22 protein-coding genes are annotated in these 22,860 nt (G+C 57.7%); 3 read left to right on the top strand and 19 right to left on the bottom strand.

The features are described from left to right. Positions 1 to 27: 27 nt before the first annotated feature. Both DWY51_RS07135 and DWY51_RS07130 read right to left on the bottom strand, forming a co-directional pair. Positions 28 to 639: a DUF1836 domain-containing protein gene (locus DWY51_RS07135; protein WP_199411392.1), complete on the bottom strand. Its 612-nt coding sequence runs from the start codon at positions 637 to 639 to the stop codon at positions 28 to 30. A 153-nt stretch (positions 640 to 792) separates the two neighbouring features. Then, the gene (locus DWY51_RS07130; RefSeq protein WP_117770346.1) at positions 793 to 1,731 is read right to left on the bottom strand and encodes an NAD(P)/FAD-dependent oxidoreductase; all 939 of its coding nucleotides are present in this window, start codon (positions 1,729 to 1,731) and stop codon (positions 793 to 795) included. Positions 1,732 to 1,800: 69 nt separating this feature from the next. On the opposite strand from DWY51_RS07130, the gene DWY51_RS07125 reads away from it, so the two are divergent. Then, a complete protein-coding gene (locus tag DWY51_RS07125) occupies positions 1,801 to 3,150 on the top strand; it encodes a glycosyltransferase (RefSeq protein ID WP_233504654.1) in 1,350 nt (449 codons plus the stop codon). A 392-nt stretch (positions 3,151 to 3,542) separates the two neighbouring features. On the opposite strand, the gene dut is transcribed toward DWY51_RS07125, so the two are convergent. The 3 genes from dut to DWY51_RS07110 are packed head-to-tail and all read right to left on the bottom strand — an operon-like array spanning position 3,543 to position 4,935. Continuing rightward, the gene (gene dut, locus DWY51_RS07120; RefSeq protein ID WP_117770345.1) at positions 3,543 to 3,986 is read right to left on the bottom strand and encodes a dUTP diphosphatase; all 444 of its coding nucleotides are present in this window, start codon (positions 3,984 to 3,986) and stop codon (positions 3,543 to 3,545) included. Positions 3,987 to 3,990: 4 nt separating this feature from the next. After that, complete coding sequence (gene nrdR / locus DWY51_RS07115; protein ID WP_022093781.1) at positions 3,991 to 4,434, bottom strand: transcriptional regulator NrdR; 444 nt, start codon at positions 4,432 to 4,434, stop codon at positions 3,991 to 3,993. Between the two features lie 51 nt (positions 4,435 to 4,485). Beyond that, positions 4,486 to 4,935 carry a LysM peptidoglycan-binding domain-containing protein gene (locus DWY51_RS07110; RefSeq protein WP_158556925.1) on the bottom strand — a complete coding sequence of 150 codons (450 nt, stop codon included), beginning with the start codon at positions 4,933 to 4,935 and terminating at the stop codon, positions 4,486 to 4,488. Positions 4,936 to 5,098: 163 nt separating this feature from the next. Between DWY51_RS07110 and lexA the strand changes: the two genes are divergently transcribed. Both lexA and DWY51_RS07100 read left to right on the top strand, forming a co-directional pair. Then, positions 5,099 to 5,743 carry a transcriptional repressor LexA gene (gene lexA / locus DWY51_RS07105; protein ID WP_147332642.1) on the top strand — a complete coding sequence of 215 codons (645 nt, stop codon included), beginning with the start codon at positions 5,099 to 5,101 and terminating at the stop codon, positions 5,741 to 5,743. Continuing rightward, complete coding sequence (locus tag DWY51_RS07100) at positions 5,743 to 6,447, top strand: heparan-alpha-glucosaminide N-acetyltransferase (protein ID WP_117770343.1); 705 nt, start codon at positions 5,743 to 5,745, stop codon at positions 6,445 to 6,447. The genes lexA and DWY51_RS07100 overlap by 1 nt, the downstream gene beginning before the upstream one ends. On the opposite strand, the gene hflX is transcribed toward DWY51_RS07100, so the two are convergent. The 14 genes from hflX to DWY51_RS07030 all read right to left on the bottom strand — a co-directional run bounded on the left by hflX (position 6,432) and on the right by DWY51_RS07030 (position 22,859). Beyond that, positions 6,432 to 7,721: a GTPase HflX gene (hflX, locus tag DWY51_RS07095; RefSeq protein ID WP_117770342.1), complete on the bottom strand. Its 1,290-nt coding sequence runs from the start codon at positions 7,719 to 7,721 to the stop codon at positions 6,432 to 6,434. The genes DWY51_RS07100 and hflX overlap by 16 nt on opposite strands. After that, complete coding sequence (gene miaA / locus DWY51_RS07090) at positions 7,721 to 8,659, bottom strand: tRNA (adenosine(37)-N6)-dimethylallyltransferase MiaA (protein WP_117770341.1); 939 nt, start codon at positions 8,657 to 8,659, stop codon at positions 7,721 to 7,723. The genes hflX and miaA overlap by 1 nt, the downstream gene beginning before the upstream one ends. Then, the gene (gene miaB, locus DWY51_RS07085) at positions 8,659 to 10,029 is read right to left on the bottom strand and encodes a tRNA (N6-isopentenyl adenosine(37)-C2)-methylthiotransferase MiaB (protein WP_117770340.1); all 1,371 of its coding nucleotides are present in this window, start codon (positions 10,027 to 10,029) and stop codon (positions 8,659 to 8,661) included. The genes miaA and miaB overlap by 1 nt, the downstream gene beginning before the upstream one ends. Positions 10,030 to 10,078: 49 nt before the next feature. Continuing rightward, complete coding sequence (locus DWY51_RS07080; RefSeq protein ID WP_006235982.1) at positions 10,079 to 10,396, bottom strand: stage V sporulation protein S; 318 nt, start codon at positions 10,394 to 10,396, stop codon at positions 10,079 to 10,081. A gap of 74 nt (positions 10,397 to 10,470) precedes the next feature. After that, positions 10,471 to 11,556 (bottom strand): ATP-binding protein, encoded by a 1,086-nt coding sequence (locus DWY51_RS07075; protein WP_006235981.1) that lies wholly within the window; start codon positions 11,554 to 11,556, stop codon positions 10,471 to 10,473. Position 11,557: 1 nt separating this feature from the next. After that, on the bottom strand, positions 11,558 to 13,108 hold the full coding sequence (gene rny / locus DWY51_RS07070) for a ribonuclease Y (protein ID WP_117770339.1): 1,551 nt from the start codon (positions 13,106 to 13,108) through the stop codon (positions 11,558 to 11,560). 257 nt (positions 13,109 to 13,365) lie between these two features. Further along, a complete protein-coding gene (locus DWY51_RS07065) occupies positions 13,366 to 14,058 on the bottom strand; it encodes a regulatory protein RecX (protein ID WP_117770338.1) in 693 nt (230 codons plus the stop codon). A gap of 11 nt (positions 14,059 to 14,069) precedes the next feature. Further along, a complete protein-coding gene (recA, locus tag DWY51_RS07060; RefSeq protein WP_117770337.1) occupies positions 14,070 to 15,218 on the bottom strand; it encodes a recombinase RecA in 1,149 nt (382 codons plus the stop codon). A 257-nt stretch (positions 15,219 to 15,475) separates the two neighbouring features. Then, a complete protein-coding gene (locus tag DWY51_RS07055) occupies positions 15,476 to 16,006 on the bottom strand; it encodes a CinA family protein (RefSeq protein WP_117770336.1) in 531 nt (176 codons plus the stop codon). Between the two features lie 12 nt (positions 16,007 to 16,018). Further along, positions 16,019 to 16,567, bottom strand: coding sequence for a CDP-diacylglycerol--glycerol-3-phosphate 3-phosphatidyltransferase (pgsA, locus tag DWY51_RS07050; protein ID WP_006235973.1), 549 nt, complete (start codon positions 16,565 to 16,567; stop codon positions 16,019 to 16,021). Positions 16,568 to 16,666: 99 nt separating this feature from the next. Beyond that, positions 16,667 to 18,016, bottom strand: coding sequence for a 30S ribosomal protein S12 methylthiotransferase RimO (rimO, locus tag DWY51_RS07045; RefSeq protein WP_117770335.1), 1,350 nt, complete (start codon positions 18,014 to 18,016; stop codon positions 16,667 to 16,669). 27 nt (positions 18,017 to 18,043) lie between these two features. Then, positions 18,044 to 18,541: a YajQ family cyclic di-GMP-binding protein gene (locus DWY51_RS07040; protein WP_117770334.1), complete on the bottom strand. Its 498-nt coding sequence runs from the start codon at positions 18,539 to 18,541 to the stop codon at positions 18,044 to 18,046. Between the two features lie 26 nt (positions 18,542 to 18,567). Beyond that, positions 18,568 to 20,079: a RodZ domain-containing protein gene (locus tag DWY51_RS07035; RefSeq protein WP_117770333.1), complete on the bottom strand. Its 1,512-nt coding sequence runs from the start codon at positions 20,077 to 20,079 to the stop codon at positions 18,568 to 18,570. Next, positions 20,079 to 22,859: a DNA translocase FtsK gene (locus DWY51_RS07030; RefSeq protein WP_233504653.1), complete on the bottom strand. Its 2,781-nt coding sequence runs from the start codon at positions 22,857 to 22,859 to the stop codon at positions 20,079 to 20,081. Before DWY51_RS07030 ends, DWY51_RS07035 begins: the two co-directional genes overlap by 1 nt. Position 22,860: the final 1 nt, after the last annotated feature.

Here is a 22,860-nt window from a genome sequence, read left to right as displayed (position 1 = left end):
TCTTTGTCCCACCACCTTTCAAATCAATTAACTACTAAACCCGTTGAACTTGAGATAGCTCATCAGGTACGCCTTCGAAACGAAGGACGATACCGCGCTGCGCACAAGCAGCGACTCACGCGTTACCTGATGCGCCGTATCGGGCACGGGAGTCTGCTCGACGGAAAACGCCGCACGAATCGATGCCTCGAGCTGATCGACCACATAATCAAAGGCCGTCGGGGCATCGTAGCTCAATCGCTGAATGTTAAAGAGTGCCTGCACCGCAGCAATAGGTAGCACCTGCTTAAAGATGCAGATAGCGATCAGGCGGGCAATCTGCTCGCGGCCATATTGCTTTTTGACCGGAGCAGGCACCAGGCCAACCTTTACGTAGTTATTGATCATCGATGGCGTAATGATAGGCTGCTCAACGCAAAGGGACAGCGGCTCCATCCACAGCGCAACATACTCAATGACCTGGTCGCGGTAGAGCGTCACATTGGGCAACTGGTCATAGCGCGGCAGGCTCAACGTATTAAGTTTGCGCACGATATCGGACTGAATAAATGCATCGGGCAGCACAGTGGGCTGAATATCCTCAGGCTTAATGCTGACCGACGAATCGGACATCGGAATAACGTGTTTAACGTGGTTCATAAGGTTCCTCCGTTCATTTTCTATATTGTATTCTACGTTATCTAGTTTTGCATACCACATAGCAGACAAGAAAATTGGTGGGACAACGCACTGATGCATCGTCCCACCATTTAGTTAATTGATAACAACCTTACATAAGATATATTATCGTACTTATCTACGGAGAAATGCGTATGCGCTGGTTGCCGCTATGGCTCCGTCAGAAACCGCGGTCACAACCTGGCGCAAACGCTTGGAACGGATATCGCCAGCGGCAAATAGACCTGGCGTGCGGGTCGCCATGGATTCATCAGTCAGAATGCCGCCATCAGGCGCCAGATCGACTAGATGCTCGACAAGTTCGGTATGGGGTTGCGTCCCGGTATAGACAAAGATGCCGAAAAAGCCGGGCTCAAATGACTCGGCATGAGTCTCGCCGGATGCATTGTCCTTAAAGGTGATCGTCGTTGGCATGGCTTCGCCCGAGAGCTCCACAATACTAGTTTGGTACCTAACTGAAATATTATCTTTTGCAAGAACTTTTTGAACCACACCATCGGAGGCACGGAACTGATCGCGGCGCAAAACGATGGTCACGCTGCTGGCGATTTCTGACAAGAACAGAGCTTCCTCGCAGGCAGCATTGCCGCCGCCGATGACAAAAACCTGCTTGCCGCGAAAGAACATGCCGTCGCACGTCGCGCAATACGAAACGCCGCGACCGCGATACGCATCCTCGCCAACAAAACCAGCAGATCGCGGCGTGGCACCCATGCAAGCGATAACGCTCGAGGCCGACGTATCGCCCAAATCGTGATGCACCGTAAACAGCGCTGTATCGGCATCGTAATCGATACCCGTAACCATGCTCCATGTAACCTGTGCTCCCAGGCCTTCTGCATGCTGCTGAAAACGCTCGCCGAGTTCGGCGCCACTCAAGAGCGGAATGCCCGGATAGTTCTCGACCTCATTGGTTGTGGCGATCTGTCCTCCCGACATGCCCTGCTCAATCACAGTCGTCGTTAGGTTGGCGCGCGCCGCGTAAATGGCTGCAGCATAGCCCGCAGGGCCGCCGCCGATAATAGCAACATCGATCGGCTGATGGGTAGTCATGAAGAGACCTCCTGTCGAAAGATTGGCGTTCTTTGCGCTCATACCCAAATTTACGTGAACATGACACTCATGCACTACAATGATAAATCGCGTAACAAAGCTGAAGGGGAGTTATCGATGGATCAAACGCAGACGAGCAATAGCGCTCCCCTGCCCATGCAAGCCACTCCCCAACCGGAGCTAATGACCGTTTCACCTGCACAAAAACCCCTAGTAACCATTGTGCACGCATCGGTTGGATCGGGCCACAAAGCCGCCGCCAACGCGATTGCACAAGCATTTGATCTTATCCGCGGCACCAAGGGAATCCCTGAGGATGTTGAGATCGAAGTCCTGGATATCCTCGATTTTGGACGCATTAGGTTCGATGGTAATAAAACAGCGGCTTCGTTTACCGGCGCCACGCGCCCCATATATGACCTAACCTGGCGATATACGTTTACGGGACATCTGCTCTGGGGTGGCGGCACGGCATGGTCACGTATTATGTTCCCCGCCTTCAACGAATACGTCCGCACCCGCAGGCCCATGGCCGTGGTTGCAACACACATTACGGCAGCCAATGTTGCTGTGGGCGCCCGCGTCATCACGGGTATCGATTACCCGGTCATCTGCGTACCAACAGACTATGAAGTCGAAGGCTTTTGGCCCCACAAGGACACCGACCTATTCTGCGTAGCCAACGAGTTTATGGCCGAAACGCTGCGCCCGCGCAAGGTTCCCGAGTCAAAGATCCGCATAACGGGCATCCCCATCCGAGCCGGTTTCGATTCAGATTACAAACGCGAGGATGAGCTGAGCAAGTTCAATCTCCCCATAGACAAAACCGTCGTATTGGTGATGGCCGGCGCCAGTTTGCCCCAACCATACGTGCGTTTCCGTGCCGCGATGGACCACACGCTCCCCTTCTTACGCAGCTTTGAGGACATGCACTTTGTCTTTTTACCGGGCAAGGATAAGGAATACGCCACCCGACTCAAAACGCTCTTCGACGCCATGAAGCTCGACAACGTCACGGTTCTGGACTACGTGGACGACATGGCGGCCCTCATGCACGGCTGCGACCTGGCAATCCTCAAATCGGGCGGACTCACCGTCACCGAGTGTCTGTGCGCGCATCTGCCGATGATCCTGCTGGGCAAGTCCTATGGCCAGGAAAAGGCCAACACCACGATGCTCACCGGAATGGGCGCCAGCATGCATGTCACCACCGCACGAGAACTCATCGTAACCCTGCGCCATCTGCACGATCATCCCGAATCACTCAAAGCCCTACTCATCAACGGCGAAGTACTACGCCGCCCCCACGCAGCCGAAGATATAGCCATCGCAACCATGGAGCTCGTAGGCAAACCCCAAAAGCGCAAACGAGCCTTCTGCCGCTTCTACTGGGGAGGAAAGCCCGCGCATATCCGCTAGTCGAATGTCCGCCGCTCTGCCGGAGCCGCCCTTATATCATTCCATGCTCAAACATTCTCGCTTCGCTGCGAAACTGCGCGTGGAACGATATAAGGGCGGCTCCGGCAGAACGGCTGCGTTTACTTACTAGCAGCTACTTCGGTTTCCCCTCCATTAGAACCTGCAAAGGCAAAACAGGAAAATATAAATACAGTAAGCCGATGCGACAAAGGAGGCGCCCCTTTATCGCATCGGCTTACTAGAAAAGTAAATATTGTTTCAAGCGAGTAGCCGCCCGCCCGGGGCTTACCTATATCGTTCCACGCGCAGTTTCGCAGCGAGCGAAGCGACGCGAGAATGTTTGAGCATGGAATGATATAGGTAAGCCCCGGGCGGGCGGGATACGAGCGCCCCTAGGCGACGCCGCTGGAGCCGAAGCCTCCTTTGCCTCGGTCGGTTTCGTCTAGTTCTTCTACTTCTACGAGGTTGACCGTGGGGACTTCTTGGATGACGAGTTGGGCTATGCGGTCGCCTTTGTTGATTTGGATGTTGTTGGAGGGATCCAGGTTGATGAGGATAACCTTGAGTTCTCCTCGGTAGTGGGCGTCGATGAGGCCCGGCGTATTGACTATAGACAGGCCCTGCTTGATGGCCAAGCCGCTGCGGGGCTGGACAAAGCCGGCGTAGCCGTCGGGCAGGGCGATGGCCAACCCAGTAGAGACCAGACGGCGTTCGAAGGGCTTCAGAACACAGTCCTCGTTGGAGCGCAGATCCAAGCCGGCATCGGTGGGATGGGCGTATTTGGGAAGCTCAACGGTGGGGTCGAGACGCTTTATGTTGACGGTAATGTTGGACATGGAATCACCTTAGCTTGTCGAGCTCTTGCAGAAACTCATCGACGTCTTTGAAATCGCGGTAGACCGAGGCAAAGCGGATGTACGCCACCTTGTCGATCTTGGCCAAGCGCTTGAGCACCATGTCACCCAACTCATGGGACGTGACGGCCGTCAGCGTACGAGAACGCAGCTCGACCTCGATATCGTCGATAATCTCATTGAGCTTCTTAGTGTCGATATCACGCTTGATGGTGGCGCGCATCAAGCCGACGAGCAGCTTATTGCGATCGAACCGCTGCTTGGTTCCGTCCGACTTAATGACCTCGATTGGGTCTTCGCATCGCTCGAACGTTGTAAAGCGGTAGTTACACGAGCAACATTCGCGACGGCGCTTAATGGTGTTATTTGACTCCTGCATACGGGAATCAACGACGCGGGTATGTGCCTTGCCGCATTTGGGACAGCGCATGGTACCTCCTCTTAAACGATAACAAGGGTACCATGCGCAGCGCGATAATGATTACGAACGAGCAGGAACCTTAAGATGCGCACCGGCGGCGAGCGAACCATGCTCCAGATGATTGACGTTACGGATCATGTCGGAAGTCTCTTGCGTGGAAAGGCCTTCGATTGGATATTCCTCGGCAAGAGACCAAAGAGAATCGCCAGGCTGAACGCGAATGGTCTCGTAGGTAACGTTGGAAACGGACTCGGCATACGCGGCGTGACGAGCGCTAAAGACCGACGTAGCGAGGACAAAGAAGAGCGTAAGCGCAACGGCAACGGCGACAATCGTCGGAACCTTCAGGGCAACGCGAGCTGGCGCGAGTACAGCCTGCTGATTGCGGGCAGGCTTTACGGTCAAAGGCTGAAAGCCGGAGCGGCCACCCTGAACAACCGTAAAAGTGGGTTCTGCAGGCGTCTCGAGCTTAAGGGCGAGGTTTCCCTGGACCATATTCGTTGCGTTCATCATGTTCTCCTCTCGCGTGTTTTGCTGAGAACAGTTTTATCAAGCCGCGCGGACAAAAATGTCTAGCGCGAGAACGAATGTTCGGTTATTATTATCTTCGAACAGTTGTTCCTGTCAAGCAAAATTCGAACATTTGTTTGACATGGGTAGAGAGGATGCCCTGATGGCTCGCAAAATTACCAAGCGTCAGCAGCAAATTTACGACTTCATCAAGGAATATCAGCAGGAGAAGGGTTATCCGCCCAGCGTGCGCGAGATGGCTTCTGCCGTGGGCCTTTCCTCCCCCAGCACCGTGCACGCCCATCTATCTGCCCTGGAGGCGCGCGGGCTACTCAAGCGCGATGCCACCAAACCGCGCGCCCTGGAACTCTTTAACGAGGACGGTTCCTCTGTCTCAATTTCTAAATCTGACGAGCCCACCGCACCTCGCGGAACGGTCTCGCTACCGCTCGTTGGTCGCGTCGCGGCTGGGATTCCCATTCTGGCCGAGCAGAATATCGAAGACACGTTTACTATCCCGACCGAAATCGCCACTGATCAGGGTTCCTTTATCCTTGAGGTGCATGGGAGCTCAATGATCAATGTCGGCATCTTCAATGGCGATTACATCATCGTCCGTGAACAAAAGAGTGCCATGAACGGCGAAATTATCGTGGCCATGATTGATGGTTCAGCGACCGTCAAGACGTTCTACAAGGAGCAGGGACGCGTACGCCTGCAGCCCGAGAATGACACCATGGAGCCTATCTATACAACAAATCCCGTTATTTTGGGCAAAGTCGTCGGCTTGATGCGCCGGTTCTCGTAATGCAAAAACGCATCACCATCTTTGATACCGTCCGCGGGTTTACGATGATTTCAATGGCAGGTTTTCACGCTTGCTACGATCTCGCCTACCTGTACGGTTGGGATATGCCCTGGTTTACCCAGACTGTCTTTCAAGACATCTGGCGCGCCAGCATCAGCTGGGTATTCTTGTTTATCGCGGGTTGGATGTGCACTCTTTCGCGCAACAATATCAAACGTGCCGCCAAATACGCCTTAGCAGCACTCGTCGTCTGGTTGGCAACAACACTTGTCTCAGTAGACGATTCGGTTAATTTTGGCATCATCTACTGTATGGCCGCATGTACCGGCATCGTCGCGTTGACCGATCCCGTCCTTAAAAAGATTTCGGCGAGATGGGGCATGTCCCTATGCCTTGTGTTGTTCGCCCTCACCTGGAGCATCCCCAAGACGACCTACCCTGTCCCATACCTGGCGTGGCTAGGATTTCCGAGCCCTGGATTTATCTCAGGTGATTACTACCCCATCATCCCGTTTATCTTTATGTATCTTGCAGGATACTTCGCCGCACACATAGCGCAGGGAATCGGTAAGACCGCCCCAAGCTGGGCCTACGCCAACCCCCTGCCGGCGCTCGCCAGCCTTGGACGTCATGCACTCCCCTTTTATCTGCTGCATCAGCCCATCATTCTGGGCATTTTGGAGCTCGCCTACTCGGTGCGGTAACGCTCTAGACGCGGCGCGATTCGGGCCGGCAACTTCGCCACAATGCGAACTCCGTCCTCTAGATATTCCTCATGCAGAAGGGTTCCCTGCTCATGCACCAGCGTGATGAGGGCGCCCTCACGATACGGGATATCAGCAGAGAGCAACACATCGGTGGCAGCCGCCTCACGAGCAATGCGGTCGACGAGATCGTCGAGTCCCTCGCCCGTCTGGGCCGAGAACAGCACGGCCTCGGGATAGCGACGACGGAAGCTCAATCGATCAACGCTATCGAGAAGATCGATTTTATTGAATACGGTCAGCGTTAAACGCTCTCCAGCGCCGATCTCATCAAGCACGCGATCGACCGCCTCGAGCTGCCGCTCATAGTCCTCATCAGACGCATCTACGACTTTGAGAATAAGATCGGCACCTAACACCTCGGAAAGCGTCGATTTAAAGGCATCGACCAGACCATGCGGCAGCTTTTGAATAAAGCCGACGGTATCGGTAATCGTCATGCCGCGACCGCCGGGCAGGCGATACGAACGCGTCGTCGGGTCGAGCGTAGCAAACAGCTTGTCCTGCGAAAGTACCGTAGATCCGGTCAGACGATTGAGCAACGTCGATTTACCCGCATTAGTATAACCGGCCAACGCGACGCGAAACGCCGGTGACTCAATGCGGCTCTTGGATTGAACATCGCGACGCTGTTCAACCTGCTTAAGCTCACGACGAAGCGCGGCAATCTTATTGCGAATGAGGCGACGGTCGACCTCGAGCTGACTTTCGCCCTGACCAAAGCGTGAGCCGATGCCGCCGCGCGTCTGTTCCTTGGCGAGATGACTCCACATGCCACGCAGACGGGGCAACAGATATTGAAGCTGTGCCAGCTGTACCTGTAGGCGCCCCTCACGCGTCTGAGCATGCAGGCCAAAGATATCCAAGATCAATGCCGTACGATCGATAATCTTTACCGGCTCGCCCACGGCTTTCTCCAAATAGGATTGCTGCGAGGGCGTCAGGTCGTCGTCAAAAATAACGACATCGGCATCCATACGATGTACCAGGCCGCACAGCTCTTCAACCTTACCGGAACCGATAAACGATTTAGGATACGGCTTTACCAAACGCTGAGACAAGCGAGACACGCACTGGGCACCAGCCGTATGGACAAGGCGCTCCAGCTCATCGAGCGATCGACCGAGTGGCCATGCATTGTCGCGCCACTCAACACCAACTAAAATGGCACGCTCGGGCTCGGGCGACGTGGGAACAAGGGGGAAACGGGCCATTAGGCAGCCTCAATACGATGCAGGATATCCTCAACGACCTCATCGATCGTACATTCATCCATATCAAACCACACGATGCGGTCATCGCGCTTAAACCACGAAAGCTGACGCTTGGCATAGCGACGCGAACGCATCTTGATGAGTTCGCGAGCCTCATCCATAGAAATCACGCCGTTAAAGGCATCGATAATCTCTTTATAGCCAATTGCCTGCATCGACGTCAGGGCATCTCCCAGCCCCTGCCCCATAAGACCGCGGACCTCATCGACAAGACCCTGCTCAAACATCATATCGACACGCAAGTTAATGCGCTCGTAGAGCACCTCGCGATTACGCGTCAGACCAAACCATAGGGCATGATAATGCTCGCGCGGAACACTAAACTGACTTTTTTGCTGTGCATAGGAGATACCATCATCATGCATCTCGAGCGCGCGAATCACGCGACGAACATTATGGGGGTGGATGACCGCAGCGGACTCGGGGTCACGCTCGGCAAGCAGCGCGTGCAGCGCTTCCTCGCCAATGCGCTCGGCAAGCTCCTGATACTCCGCGCGGCGATCGTCCTCAAGCTCGCCCGAGGGAAAATCCATCTCATCTAGGGCGGCCTTGAGATACAGCCCCGTACCTCCGCAAAAAACCGGCAGGCAACCCGAACCAAGGAGACGTTCAACATGCGCGCGAGCGTCAGCCTGATAAAGCGCAGCAGAATATGCCACACCCGGCTCTACAATGTCGACGAGACGCAGCGGCGCCGTACACTCATCGGGCGCCATCTTTGCGGTACCGATGTCCATGCCGCGATAGATTTGCATCGCATCGCACGACAGCACTTCGGACGAAAGACGAGCGGCCAAACGGTCGGCAACATCACTCTTACCAACCGCCGTCGGACCGACGATCGCAACGGCGGAAAGACCTGCCTCGGAAGAAACCATTAGCGCGGCTCGCCCACAACGGAACCGGACAAATACCAGGTCTTGGCAACGTCAACGTCAACATCAACGATCTTGCCAACAAGCTGATCGATGCTGTAACCCTCGGGGATAGGCGCATGCACGGTCTGATTCTTGGGACTCTTGCCAAGCAGGACCGCGTCGTTCTTTTTACTCGTTCCCTCAATGAGCGCCGGCACCACAGTATGAAGCTCACCCTGGTTATACTCATGTGCCGTGGTCTCGATAACCTTAACCAGGCGGTTGAAACGCTCGAGAATAACCTCATGCGGCGTAGGATCGTCAATCTCGGCGGCCGGGGTACCGGCGCGCTTGGAATAGATGAAGGTATAGGCCTGGGCATAGCGGACCGTCTCGGCAAGCGAGAGCGTCTGCTCAAAGTCTTCTTCAGTCTCGCCTGGGAAGCCGACGATAATGTCGGTCGAGAGCGCGATATCGGGCATACGGTTGCGAATGCGATCGACCAGGCCCAAATAGTCCTCGCGTGTATAACGGCGATTCATCTCTTTGAGGATCCGCGTCGAACCTGACTGGACGGCCAAGTGCAGCTGCGGCATAACGGCAGGCGTCTCGGCCATGGCGTCGATGGTCTCGGGCAACAGGTCCTTGGGATGCGAAGACGTAAAGAAGATGCGTTCCACACCCGTATCGCCCACGGCACGCAGCAGATCGGCAAAACGCGGCTTGCCAAACAGATCGCGACCATATGAGTTAACGTTTTGGCCCAGCAGCGTAATCTCACGCACGCCCTGGCGCACCAAACCGGTCACCTCGTCGACAATTTCCTCGAAGGGGCGGCTCTTTTCGCGACCGCGCACGTACGGCACGATGCAATAGGTGCAGAAATTATTACAGCCCGTCATGATGGGCACCCAGGCGTGATACTGGGTCTCGCGATGCCACGGCATGCTCATGGCATCCCTATCCTCATGCTCATTGGTGCGGATATGACGCTTGCCGTCAAGGAACGCCTCGGCAATGAGCTCGGCCACATGTGCGATGGAATGCGTACCAAAGATGACATTGACGTTATCGACGTTGGTGAGCAGCCCCTCGCCATCGCGCTGCGCGATGCAACCACCAACGGCAACCACGCGCTTGCCCGAAGGCGAAGGCGGTAGGCTTTTGCAGGAATTGCACTGACCGTACAGGCGAGTATCAGCGGCCTCGCGCACGCAGCATGTCATGAAGACAACAATATCGGCATGCTCGGGATCGAGTGCCATAAGGCAACCATACGAATCGAGCAGACCGCTCACGCGCTCAGAGTCGTGCTGATTCATCTGGCAGCCAAAGGTGCGGATAAAGTAGGTTTTACCGGCAAGAATATCGCGTACGGAACGCTGGTCCATGTGCATAAGTCCTAACGATGGAAGGGAGGCGAATCGAGGCAAGCAGAAGCTATGCCACAGGCTTAACATCATCCATGACGACGTTATCCATTGCAGCTCGATTGATCTGGTGAACGTAGATAGAAAGGCGGATGGCCGTGCGCGACTCCCCATTAATGAGGATGTCGGAGAACACGGGCGCGCAGGAAATATCAAAACCGGTTGGAATCAAAAAACCGCGCGCGATAGCCACGGCCTTAATGGCCTGGTTAACCGCACCGGCGCCGACACACTGGATGTTGACGGGTACACCATCCTTGACCATGCCGGCGATGGCGCCGGCAACGGACGCGGGCGATGATTTGCTTGATACCTTCAGGCAATCCATGAAGAAACTCCTGCGTTTAAAAGTACGTTTTAACTGCAATAACTTTATCGTACCGAGTGGACTCGGTAAAGGCACTATTCCTCTTTGGCAAGATCGAAGGTCACGGTGATTCGATCACGCGAAACGCGAATCTTTGGGTCGCCGCAAAGGTTGAGATAGTACCGGGCGGCAAGGTCATTAAAGTCGCGCTCCACAGCACGCGAAAACTGTGCCATGTCATCCTTGGCAATACGTAGCCCGCGACGATCCTTCGCGAGATCGACAGGAGCCGGCGCATGCGAGGACGAATCACGCTCGCGCAGCAGACGCGCAGTCACACCGCGAACGGGCTTAATCTGCCCTGCCAAAATGCGATGTGCCGTGCGCTCGGACATCTCAAGACCCAAACCCGAGCAGATACGGATAAAGTCCTCGGCATCAGAGGCAAGGCCTAAACGATCGACAACCGGAAGCTCGCTCTCGTCATCAATAAACAGGAGACGAGACGTATCGAGCCGACTTGACGCCTGAGCATAAAGGGTCGCGGCAATCTCAGACGGAGAACCAAGATAGACATCGCAACCACGCAGCTCCTCGAGCGCAAACTCACAGGCAGCGCGAATAATATTATGCGGGCCGCGAGCACAGACATAACGTCCGTCCTCATCCTTGACGGCCTGGGGCCAGCTGGACTGATCGGCACGCTCACTGAGGCGGTCGGCCGCAACGCTCACCTTAAAGGCTGAACCAAGATCGACACCGGACGTGACCACACGGGCCTCGTCGGTGTTCTGCTTGATCGAAAACAATGCCATGCCACGACCGTGAACGCCCCAACGGTCCATCTTCATGCTCTCGAGCTTGGAGGTAACGCGAGCATCGAAGATTCGCTCTTGCATATCCTGCGGAACGCCCGAACCGTTATCCAGAAAGACAAGCGTGCGGACGCCATCTTCCTTGGTCGTAGCGAGATAGACTTTGTCGGCGCCAGCATCGCGAGCATTACGGAGCATTTCGATGACGATATCCTCGACATGCTGAATGTCGTGCTTTGCCTGGCGACGCTCGGCCTCCGAAACGCGGAGGCGGACATACCCCTCGCCAAGGTTCTCCTCGACGCGAAGGTTGCCCTCCCCCGACATCGACGCGATAAATGAGATGAGCTCGTTCGCGTCGCTCATGTTATTTAGCGATATCGACAGCGCGGCTCTCGCGAATCACGACGACGCGCACCTGACCGGGATACTCCATCTCTTCCTCGATCTGATGGGCGATGTCGTGAGCCAGGACCGTGGACTGGGCATCGGAGATCTTGTCCGGCTGAACCATGACGTGGACCTCACGACCAGCCTGCATGGCATAGGTACGCTCGACGCCTTCATGGGAGTTGGCGATCTCCTCGAGCTTCTCAAGACGCTTGATGTAGTTCTCGGCAGACTCGCGACGGGCACCGGGGCGAGAGGCAGAGACAGCATCGGCGGCCTGTACCAGGACATCGAGCACCGTGTTGGGATCGACGTCGGCATGGTGAGCCTCGATAGCGTGAACGATAACGGGCTTCTCGCCATAACGGCGGGCAAGCTCGGCGCCGATGACGGCATGCGGGCCCTCGACGTCATGGTCGATTGCCTTGCCCAGGTCGTGCAGCAGGCCGGCGCGCTTGGCGGTCACAACGTCCAGGCCAAGCTCGGAAGCCATCACGCCGCACAGGTCAGAGACTTCGAGGGAGTGCTGAAGCACGTTCTGACCAAACGAAGTACGGTAGCGCAGGGCACCAAGGGTCTTGACGATCTCGGGGTGCAGGTCGTGAATGCCGGTATCGAAGGCAGCCTGCTCGCCAGCCTCGCGCACGCGCTGTTGAACCAGGTCGGCAGCCTTGTGATACATCTCCTCGATGCGGGCAGGGTGAATGCGGCCGTCGGCGATGAGGTTCTCGAGGGCGACACGGGCGGTCTCGCGACGGACCGGGTCGAAGCTCGAAAGAACGACGGTCTCTGGCGTGTCGTCGATCACGAGGTTGACGCCGGAAACCTGCTCGAAGGTCCGGATGTTGCGACCCTCGCGACCGATGATACGGCCCTTGAGGTCATCAGAGGGAATGTGCACGGAGGTAACGGTGACCTCGGCTGTGTGGTCGGCAGCGCAGCGCTGAATCGCCAGGGACAGAATCTCCTGGGCGGTCTTGTGGCACTCGGCGCGAACCTGCTGCTCGGACTCGCGAATGATCGTGGCAGCCTCGTGGGTGACCTCGCCGCGAACCTTATCGAGGAGCTCCTTGTGGGCGTCCTCGCGGGTAAGGTCGGCGATACGCTCGAGCTCGGAGGTCTGCTTGGCGCAGAGCTCCTCAAGCTCGCGGGAGCGCTTCTCGACCTGACCGGCCTGGCTGGACAGCTGGTGCTCACGCTTGTCGAGGGCATCGTTTCGGCGATCGAGGGACTCCTCGCGCTGCATCACGCGGTTCTCGAGCGTACGAATCTCGCTCTTACGCTGCTTGTCCTCGGCCTCGGCGGCCTGCTTGTTCTTGATGATCTCCTCTTTAGCCTCGAGCAGAGCCTCTTTTTTGAGGGTCTCGGCCTGACGCTTAGCATCACCGATCAGGGACTCAGCCTGTGCGTGTGCCGACTGGATCTTTTCGTCGGCCTCGTGAAGACTACCCTGCTTGGCGGTGCGCATGTAGGCAATGGCGGCGATGGCACCCAAAACGATGCCAACGAGCGCTGCGATGATAGGCATGCTCACTCCTTTTTATGGATTCGTTACACAACAAAGCGAACCGTCCTTACGAACGGCTCGCGACATTTGAGTAATATGGGCGCAGCTTATGCGGGTCGGATACAGATAAACATATAAACAAACTCATCACAGATGAGCACATATCACAAAGCAAATGACAGTGTTTATCGTACGTTGAACCACAACAACTGTCAAATAAATGGCCCCGGCACGGCGGCTAAAACGCGGTGAACGGCAGGGTCACAAAACGCATACGCCTAAACCGCACATTCCTCGCGTTCGGCATCGAGACGTGCCTTAACGGCATCGGCGGCGATGTGATACGAGAAGCCCTTGCCCATCAAAAACCGAACCAGTTTTTCGAATCCGCGCGTCTCTGGAACACGCCGCTTGGCGAGCAGGGCTGACGCACGCGCCAAATCGTCTTCGACGGCAAAATAATCCTCGGGATAACCGGGAATGTCATCGAGCACGACATGACGGCGCTTGAGCTCGGTCTCGATTTTGCGCTGTCCCCAACCGCGCCGCTTGCGCTCCTCGATAAAGTACGAGCAAAAGCGGTTGTCGTCTAAAAAGTGATACTCGGTGGCGCGCTCGACGGCGAAATCGATCGCGGGCTGGTGAAAGCCGTAGCGAGCCAGCTTGTCACGGACCTCACCCGTCGCATGGTCGCGGCGCGATAGCATCTCGGTCACCATGGTAAGTGCACATTTACGCTCGATGAGCTGCACCGCCTCACGGAAGTTGTCCCAATCACAGGGAAGATCGGGGCGGTTTTTGACATACAGCCACGCGACCCGCACGGGAATCCAAATGGACCGCTCAAAACCGCCCTCAAGCTCACAATCGATATGTGCGCAAGGCTTTTTGGACGCATACCCGCTCGAGAACGAGGAGGCCGCCTTCTTATCGGGAAAGACGACCGTGGCCTCGGTCACCGTATACGACATGAGCGTAACCGCTACTCGTCGTCATCATCGAGCATGGCGGAACCATCGATGGCGTAAAGCTCGTCAAACTCCTCAGGCGCAGGCTGATCGGTCAGCTCGACCTCGGACGGAGCATCGTCATCAAACTCAAGTCCACAGGCAAGGCGGACCTTATGCTCAATCTCGTCGGCACAATCGGGGTGTTCGCGCAGGAACGCCTTGGCGGCCTCGCGACCGTTGCCGAGCTTATCCTCGCCATAGGCAAACCAGGAGCCCATCTTCTTGCAAATGCCGCACTCGACAGCCATGTCCAGAATCGAGCCCTCCTTAGAGATGCCCGTACCGTACATGATGTCGAACTCAGCAGAACGGAACGGAGCTGCCACCTTGTTCTTAACGACCTTGGCGCGCACGCGGTTACCGATAACCTCGTCCTTAAGCTTAATGCTGTCGATGCGGCGAATGTCGATACGCACCGAAGAGAAGAACTTAAGGGCGCGGCCGCCCGTCGTGGTCTCGGGGTTGCCGAACATGACGCCGATCTTCTCACGCAGCTGGTTAATGAAGATGCACGTCGTGTTGGACTTGGACAGCGAGCCGGCGAGCTTGCGGAGCGCCTGGCTCATCAGGCGAGCCTGAAGACCGACCGTAGTGTCGCCGATTTCTCCCTCGATCTCGGCACGCGGGGTCAGCGCGGCGACGGAGTCGACGACGATAGCATCGATGGCGCCGGAACACACGAGCATGTCAACAATCTCGAGCGCCTGCTCACCCGTATCGGGCTGGGAAATCAGTACCTCGTCGATATCCACGCCGATGCGCGCGGCATACGTGGGATCAAGCGCGTGCTCGGCATCGATAAATGCCACAACGCCACCCATTGCCTGGGCCTCGGCCAGGATCTCGAGCGAAAGCGTCGTCTTACCGGAGGACTCAGGACCGTAAATCTCGACGATACGGCCGCGCGGCACGCCGCCGATACCCAGCGCGGCATCGAGGGCCAGGGCGCCCGTGGGAATGGCCTCGACCTCGAGCTCGGGGCCACCGTCGCCGTACCTCATGATGGAACCCTGGCCGAATTTCTTCTCGATCTCGGCCTTGGTGGTGGCGATCATCTCATCGCGCTCTTTACCCGTCGTGCGAGCATGAACGGTACGTACGGGACCTGAATTCTTGGCCATGAATAGCCCTCCTCTTAACAACCTGCATCGATAATAAACGAACGGCTGTTCGTGGTCAACCGTTCAGGCCAATCATATGCAGGCGGTCTTTCCAAAACCCAACCAAACGCCGACCAAACACTGACCAAATACTTGACCACAAAGGACCAAATATGAACAAGGCAGGCAAAAATACATCTACAACCAGCACAAACGCTAAATTTGTCAGAGGTCCCTATCTCCACAATTAAGGGGCCCTAAGGCCCCTTAAAACATGTCTATTCCATAGAGTTGAGCACAAGGGCAATGCGCCCCAATGCCTCCGCGACCGCATGGGCACGAACACACGAACGGTCGCCCTCATAGTGGCAGCGCACAGAGTCCACGACCGGCACGCCCCCATCGGCGGAACGATGCGCCCAGCCAATATAGAAAGTGCCCGCCGGATCGTCCTCAGTGCCACCGCCGGGGCCGGCATAACCCGTTACGCTCACTGCAATATCGCTCTGGTACAGCTCCAGCGAACCCACCGCCATCTCGCGCGCGGTCTGATGCGACACCGCGGTATAGCGGTCGAGCGTCTCCTGCTCAACACCAAGAACACGATGCTTAATCTCATCGCAATAGGTCACCGCACCGCCACGCAGCACCGCCGAGGCGCCCGGGATATCGGCAATCGTCGAGGCGATCATACCCGCCGTCAGCGACTCAGCCGTCGAAACCGTCACGCCCCGAGCGCTCGCGCGCTCGACAATATCACGCGCCAGCTCCTCGTTATGTGCGGAAATCTGCTCAAAAGAGTCCGTCATACCCACCAGGACCTAGACCGAAAAGACGATCTTGCGGCAGTTCCAGAAGTACTGGGCGCCCGAGATAACGGTCAGGACAACGGCAACGGCGTACAGGAAGCGCGACACCGAGTAGATGCCGAGCGTCAGCGCCACCGGGCCAAGGTGCAAGCCGGCCATAGCAAAAACGCACAGGTAACCGCAAATGGAGACCATCGTGGTTGCCGTCTTGTACTTGCCGAGCTTATCGGCCGCAACGACCACACCGGCCGCACTCGCGACCATGCGAAGGGCGCTCACCAGCAGCTCGCGGAACAGGATAATGAACACGGACCACACGGTCACCGCGCCAAAATCCAAGAACAGCAGCAGGGCCGAGAACACGAGCAGCTTATCGGCGATGGGGTCCAAGAATTTACCGAAGTCGGTGATCTCGTTGCGCGAACGCGCCAGATAACCGTCGACCTTATCGGTGCACGACAGGATCACATACAGAATGAAGGCAGCGGCGGCGAGCGGGCCGTCGAAGGTGCTCCAATCCGTACCGGCAACACTCGTGTGAGAAAGCGCCGACACGATCATGAACACCGGGATAAAGACGATGCGAACGCACGTCACGATGTTGGCGGGCGTCCAGACACTCGTCAGTTCCTTATTGCTCTCGTTAGCCACGACGCTCTCCTACTCCACAACATGACCGATAAGCTCATAGCAGAAGCTATCGGTAAACTCGACGGTCAGAATATCGCCCATGGACGCCTCGCTGGCGTCCAGATGCACCGCGCCATCGGAATCGGGCGCCTGGAACCAGGCATGGCCGATCAGCTCGGCGCCATCCTCGGTCTCTTCGATACCGTCGACGATCACCTGGGCGCGCTCGCCCACATGTGCGGCAGTGGCGGCAAAACCGAGCGACTCGGCCAGGTCCATGGCCTCCTGGGCGCGCTCGAGCTTGACCTCTTCGTCGACCTGACCCTCCATCTTAGCGGCCAGGCTGCCCTCCTCCTGCGAGTAGGCAAAGACGCTCGTGTAGTCAAAGCCGACGGTGTCCATAAAGTCGATAAGGTCGCGGAACTCGTCGTCGGTCTCGGTCGGGAAGCCGACCATGGCCGTGGAACGGATCACGATGCCGGGGATACGCTCACGCAGATCGCGGAACAGGTCCTCGAGCTCCTGGCGCGAACCAGAACGGCGCATGGCCTTGAGAATGCGCGCGTCGCAGTGCTGCACGGGGATATCGATATAGGGCAGCACCTCGGGCGTATCGCGAATCGTCTCGATGAGTTCGTCAGTCATGCCCTCGGGCTGCAGATAGAGCACGCGGACCCAGACGTTGTGCGGGCGCACGGCCTCGGCGACGGCACGCAGCAGCTGCGCCAGATTGCGCGGCGAGCCATCGGCGACGTCCTCGTCGGCAAAGTCGGTACCCCAGATGCCCGTGTCCTGGCCGATCAGCACGATCTCGCGCACACCGCCGGCAACCAGGTCGCGCACCTCGGAGATGATGCTCTCGGCATTGCGCGAATGATAGCGGCCGCGGATGTAGGGAATCATGCAGAAGCTGCAGAAGCGGTTGCAGCCATCGGAAATCTTGACGTAGGCGACAGCACCCTCGACGGTACGTTTGACCTGCGGGATATAGGCTGCAATCTCGCGCTCGACACCCAGCACGCCATCGATGACCGCCACGATGCCGTCCTCCTCGTCGGCCTTCACAAAGGCAGCGACCTCGGGCAGCTCGTCAGGCAGGTCGTCGCCATAGCGCGACGGCACACAGCCGCACATAACGATGGGGCAAGAACGAACGCCGTCCTGAACCTCGTTGGCGAGCTCGAGCGTGGTCTCGATGCTCTCGGACGTTGCGGAGGCGAGGAACGAGCATGTATTGACGATGGCGATATCGGCATCCTGCGGGTCGAATGCATCCTCGTAGCCCGCAGCAGTCAAAAGAGAACGCATGCGGTCGGTGTCGACCTCGTTCTTAGCGCACCCGAGGGTGATGTAGAGCACGGAGCCCAACGGTGTATCCATGTTGGAGAGCGGTCCTTTCGAATGATATTAGCGGTAGTTGGTGAACTGTAGCGGCTGGCCGTAGTCCTGGTCGCGCAGGAACTGGATTACGGTCTGCAACGCATCCTTCGAAGCAGAGGAAACACGCAGCTTGTCGGCCTCGATGGTCACCTTGACCTTGAGCTTTTGGTCCTTGATGTCCTTGTTGATCTTCTTGGCGGTCGCCTGGTCGATACCCTCGACAATATGGCCGAGCACGCGCACGGTGCCGCCCGATGCCGCCTGAGGAGCATCCCACGAGACAGCCTTGAGGTCAATGCCGCGCTTGATGAGCTTGGAACTCAGCACGTCGATAATCTGCTTAGAGACAAAGTCAGCCGGGGCGCTGATCGTAAAGAGCTTGTCGCCCTTCGAAAGCTCGATCGTGGCGCCGGAATCCTTAAGGTCATAGCGCTGGGAAATCTCGCGCGTGGTCTGCTGGAAGGCGTTGTCGACCTCTTGCATGTTGACCTCGGACACGACGTCGAAGCTGGAATCTTTAGCCATGATGTTTCCTTTCGCGTACGAGCGGCTTAGTAGCTATCGTACGAATAGTCAATAGAATCGGTGGGTGTCTGACCGTCAGTTGCGGTATCGGCGCCATCCGTGGACTGGGCATCGGTAACGTCGGTGGTATCGGCACCATCGGTGGTATCGGTACCATCAGAACTTTCACCATTCTCGGAATCAGTCGTCTCCTTCTTGGGAACGGTGATCGTCACACGCGCCACGCCCGAGGTCTTGGTATCGTAACGAACCTTTTCACCGTTCTTGGTAACGGTGACATCGGAAGGCTTGGACGTGGTGATCTCGATCGAGGACTCGGGCGAGTACTCCTGCTCAAAGGGGCCAGTCGCTTGGGCGCCATAGACCGACTTGCCGTCGACCTTGACCTCAATCCACGCGGTCTTTCCCTTGGCAACGGAGACTTTGACCTTCGTGACCTCGTTCTCTTCCTTCTTGGCCGTCGTCTTGGTAGCGTCCGAGTCAGTCGACTCATCCGTCGCCTCATCGGTGTCTTCGTCCTCGTCGACCGTTTCGGTCTTCTTAGAAGACTTCTTGGTCGTCGTCTTGGTAGCAGTGGGCGTCTCGGGCGTGGTCTCGGGCGCCGAAGATGCGCAGCCGCGCAGAAGCACCACGATGAGCACAATCAACAACAGCGCAACGGCACCGATGCCGGCGTAGACGATACGCGGATCGAGCCCGTTGTTTTGAGGAGTACGTGATCCGCCGCGTCCACGATTGGAACTGCTGCGGCCGCCTCCCTGAGGCATACGACCACGATTGCTATCGGAACGGCCGCGATAGCCACCCTGGCCCTGAAGGCTGCGCTGACCCGAGCGGGGCGCAAGTTCACCGCGGCCTTGATAGCCACGCTGGCCCGAACGCGGAGCCGAAGAGCGCTGGCCATACGGCTGTGATTGAGAGCGAAGACGCGGCGTCACCTGCGTGGTATCGGCATCCGCATAGCCACCGCGAGAGCGACCAGAAGAGACCCCACGGTAACCGCGATCGGAATAGCCGCCGTCGCCGTAGCCGGCACGAGGGTCACGAGCCACGCCGCGGGCAGCGGGAAGTGCACGGTCCTCGGGCATCGGCGTACTGCGGAACCGGTCACGCTGCGAACGAATCTCCTCGCCCGAACCCGTCTCGGTAATATAACCGGCCTGCTGAGGACGCTGTCCATAACGCGTCGAACGACCGCCCTGAACCATCAGGAAGCGCCCGTTATCGACCGAGGAACGCGAATTGACGTAGCCAGCGGCGTCCTGAAAACGACCGCCCTGCTGCGACGTCTCGCGTTCGTATGCCATCAGGTCGTCAAAGTAGGCATTGACGACCTCGCGCGGATTGAGGCCCAAAAAGCGAGCATAGCTCGAAATCATGCCCTGCGCATAGCCGCGCGGCGGCATCGAAGCAAAGTTACCGGTCTCGAAAAACTCGATGATCTGCGGCCTGATTTTGATGGTGTTGGCGACCTGCTGAATGGAAAGGCCCATTCGGCGACGCTGCTCGAGCAGCATGTCACCAAAGCGTGCAGCCATCAGAATCCTCCAAACTCACGATCTTCACGTGCCATCTCGGCGTCGACAGATTTCAGCGCGGCAAGACCCTCTTCGTCCAGCAGAACCTCACGCGGCTTGGAACCGTCAGGCGGACCAACGACACCCTTTTCTTCCAGCATGTCCATAATACGCCCGGCACGCGCATAGCCAACCTTCAGACGACGTTGCAGGCCAGATGTGGAGCCAAGCTGCGATTCCACCACAATATGGGCGGCTTCCCAAATGAGCGGATCGTCGTCTTGCGGCTCGGCGACTACGGTGCGGACAATGCCGCCGCCACCCGCCATGGACATGGAAGCGGGCGTCACGGCAGACAGGATCTCCTCGTGGTAGTCGGGCTCGCTCTGCGACTTGACGAACTCGACAATCTCGTTGATTTCATCATCCGAGACAAAGCAGCCCTGGATACGGCGGGGCTTGCCCCAGTCGACCTTGGAGAACAGCATGTCGCCCAAACCGGTGAGCTTTTCGGCGCCCATCTGGTCGATGATGACGCGCGAGTCGATGCCCGTGGCGACGTTAAAGGCGATGCGGTTGGTGATGTTGGCCTTAATGAGGCCCGTCACCACGTTGGAGCTGGGGCGCTGCGTGGCCACGATAAGATGAATGCCGGCGGCACGGCCCAGCTGTGCAATACGTACGATCGAGGCCTCAACATCCTTGCCGGCGACCATCATCAGGTCCGAGAGCTCGTCAATGATGATGACCAGGTAGGGCATCTTTTGCGGCGGATTGTCGTAATGCTCAAACTCGCCGGCGGCCTGCTTTTCGTTGTAGGTCGAGATCTTACGCACGTTGAGACGCTCGAAGACCTTCAGGCGACGCTCCATCTCGGACACGGCCCATTGCAGAGCGCTCGCGGCCTGCTTGGGCTCGGTCACCACGGGCACATAGAGATGCGGCAGTCCGTTATAGCCCGCAAGCTCGACGCGCTTGGGGTCGACCATGATCAGGCGAACGTCCTCGGGAAGAGTACGCATGAGCAGAGTCGTGATGATGGAGTTGATCATCACCGACTTTCCAGAACCGGTCGTACCGGCAATCAACAGGTGGGGCATCTTGGCAAGGTCGGCGACAACCGGCGTGCCCTCGGCATCGCGGCCGATGGCGAGCTCGAGCGGACCGCCCTTCACATAGGGCAGCACGTCGCCCAGGTTGACGTTCTGGCGCTTGCGGTTGGGAATCTCGATGCCCACGAGCGAGGTGCCGGGGATCGGGGCAAAGATACGTACCGACTGGGCAGCGAGCGAAAGCGCGATATCGTCCTCGAGGCTCGAAATCTTGCTCACGCGCTCGCCCTCACCAGGTTGCAGCTTAAAGGTCGTCACCGTGGGGCCGGCGATCCAGCCGACCACGCGGGCACTGCGGCCAAACTCAAGCAAGGTGGATTGCAGTGACTCAGCGGTCTGCTCCAACTCCTTGTCCGAAGACGCGGCGGAAGCCGACTGCGGGTTGGCATGCAGGATTTCGAGCGGCGGAAGCTTGAGGCCGTCCTCTTCTTCGCCCTCGTTATCTGCGGCGCCACCGTCCGCTCCCCCATCGCTAGCCGCAGCCGATTCGACGGCACTCGAGGCAGGCGCATCGGCAACCTTGGGATGCTTCAAGAAGTCGGGAATCTGAGGTGCTGCCGAGACAGGATTCACGGCAAACGGCGGCTCGAACTCGTCGATCTTATCGGGGTCGTCTTCCATCGAAAGCTGGCCGGTTACCTGGTCGCGCTTTGCATGGCGACGCGGCAGCAAAGTTGTCTTTGCGGTCTCAATCGGAGCCTCGTCGTCCTCGTCATCGCCCTCGGTGAGCTCAATCTCGCTATCGGACCAAGACGGGTCGGGCTCGCTTGTATTGAGCTTAGGCGCAGCCTTGCCCTTCTTGGCATGGCGGCGCGGCAGCAGCGTCGTCTTAGCGCGCTCAACCTCAACCGACTCGGACACGTCGACAAACGGATTCTCGTCCTCGTCGTCATCGTCCAAAACCGGGTCCACATCGTTGTCCATGACCGTGGTCACGGCAGCATCGGAGCCCTTTTGACGAAGAATGCTCAGGTGCGGACGGGCAACGCCGGGCACCGACAGGGCTTCGTCGTCACCCCACGGGCTGGCGTTGACATCGGCACGACGGCGCTCGGCAAAATCGGCCGCACGGTCGCGAGCAGAGCGCAGCACGCCACCCACCGAAAAGCCGATGATGACCAAGCCCACGACGACAAGGCCCAACAGGACTACCATCGCGATAGGCTTACCCAGGGCATTCTGCAGCGCACTCGCAATAAACGCACCGATGTAGCCACCCGAGGCGGACAAATTTTGCGGCGTGAACATAAGGTCACACGAGACACTCGTACCCGGCACCATCAGCGAAAGAATGGAGACGACGGCGATAAAGACCACGGCTCCGCCCGCAACAGAGCGCACGTTGAGCGGCGAGTCCTCGCCTAAAAAGAGCGTGGCGGCAAACAGCAAAATAACGATCGGCAGCACGTAGGCGCCCAGACCAAAGCCCAGGTGGTAGAAACCGGCAACCGCAGCCGTAACGGGTGCAGTCGCCGGCGAAATCACGGCAATGAAGGACGCAATCGCCAAAACGGCGATGACCACGCCGGCGATATCGCGGTTGGCCGAGGGCTCGACCAGGGGCTCAAAATCGTCGAAGTCGGTCTCGTGGCCCTTATTGGCACGAAGATGGGAACCGGCACCCTTAGCAGATGCCGGTTGGTTGTTGGCTTTATTGCCTTTGGCGTTTTGTGCAGATCCGCGCGCCAAA

It is taken from the genome of Collinsella sp. AF25-2LB, assembly GCF_003458415.1.
In the GTDB taxonomy this organism is placed as follows: Bacteria; Actinomycetota; Coriobacteriia; order Coriobacteriales; family Coriobacteriaceae; genus Collinsella.
This window is presented reverse-complemented; position numbering and strand designations above follow the sequence as displayed.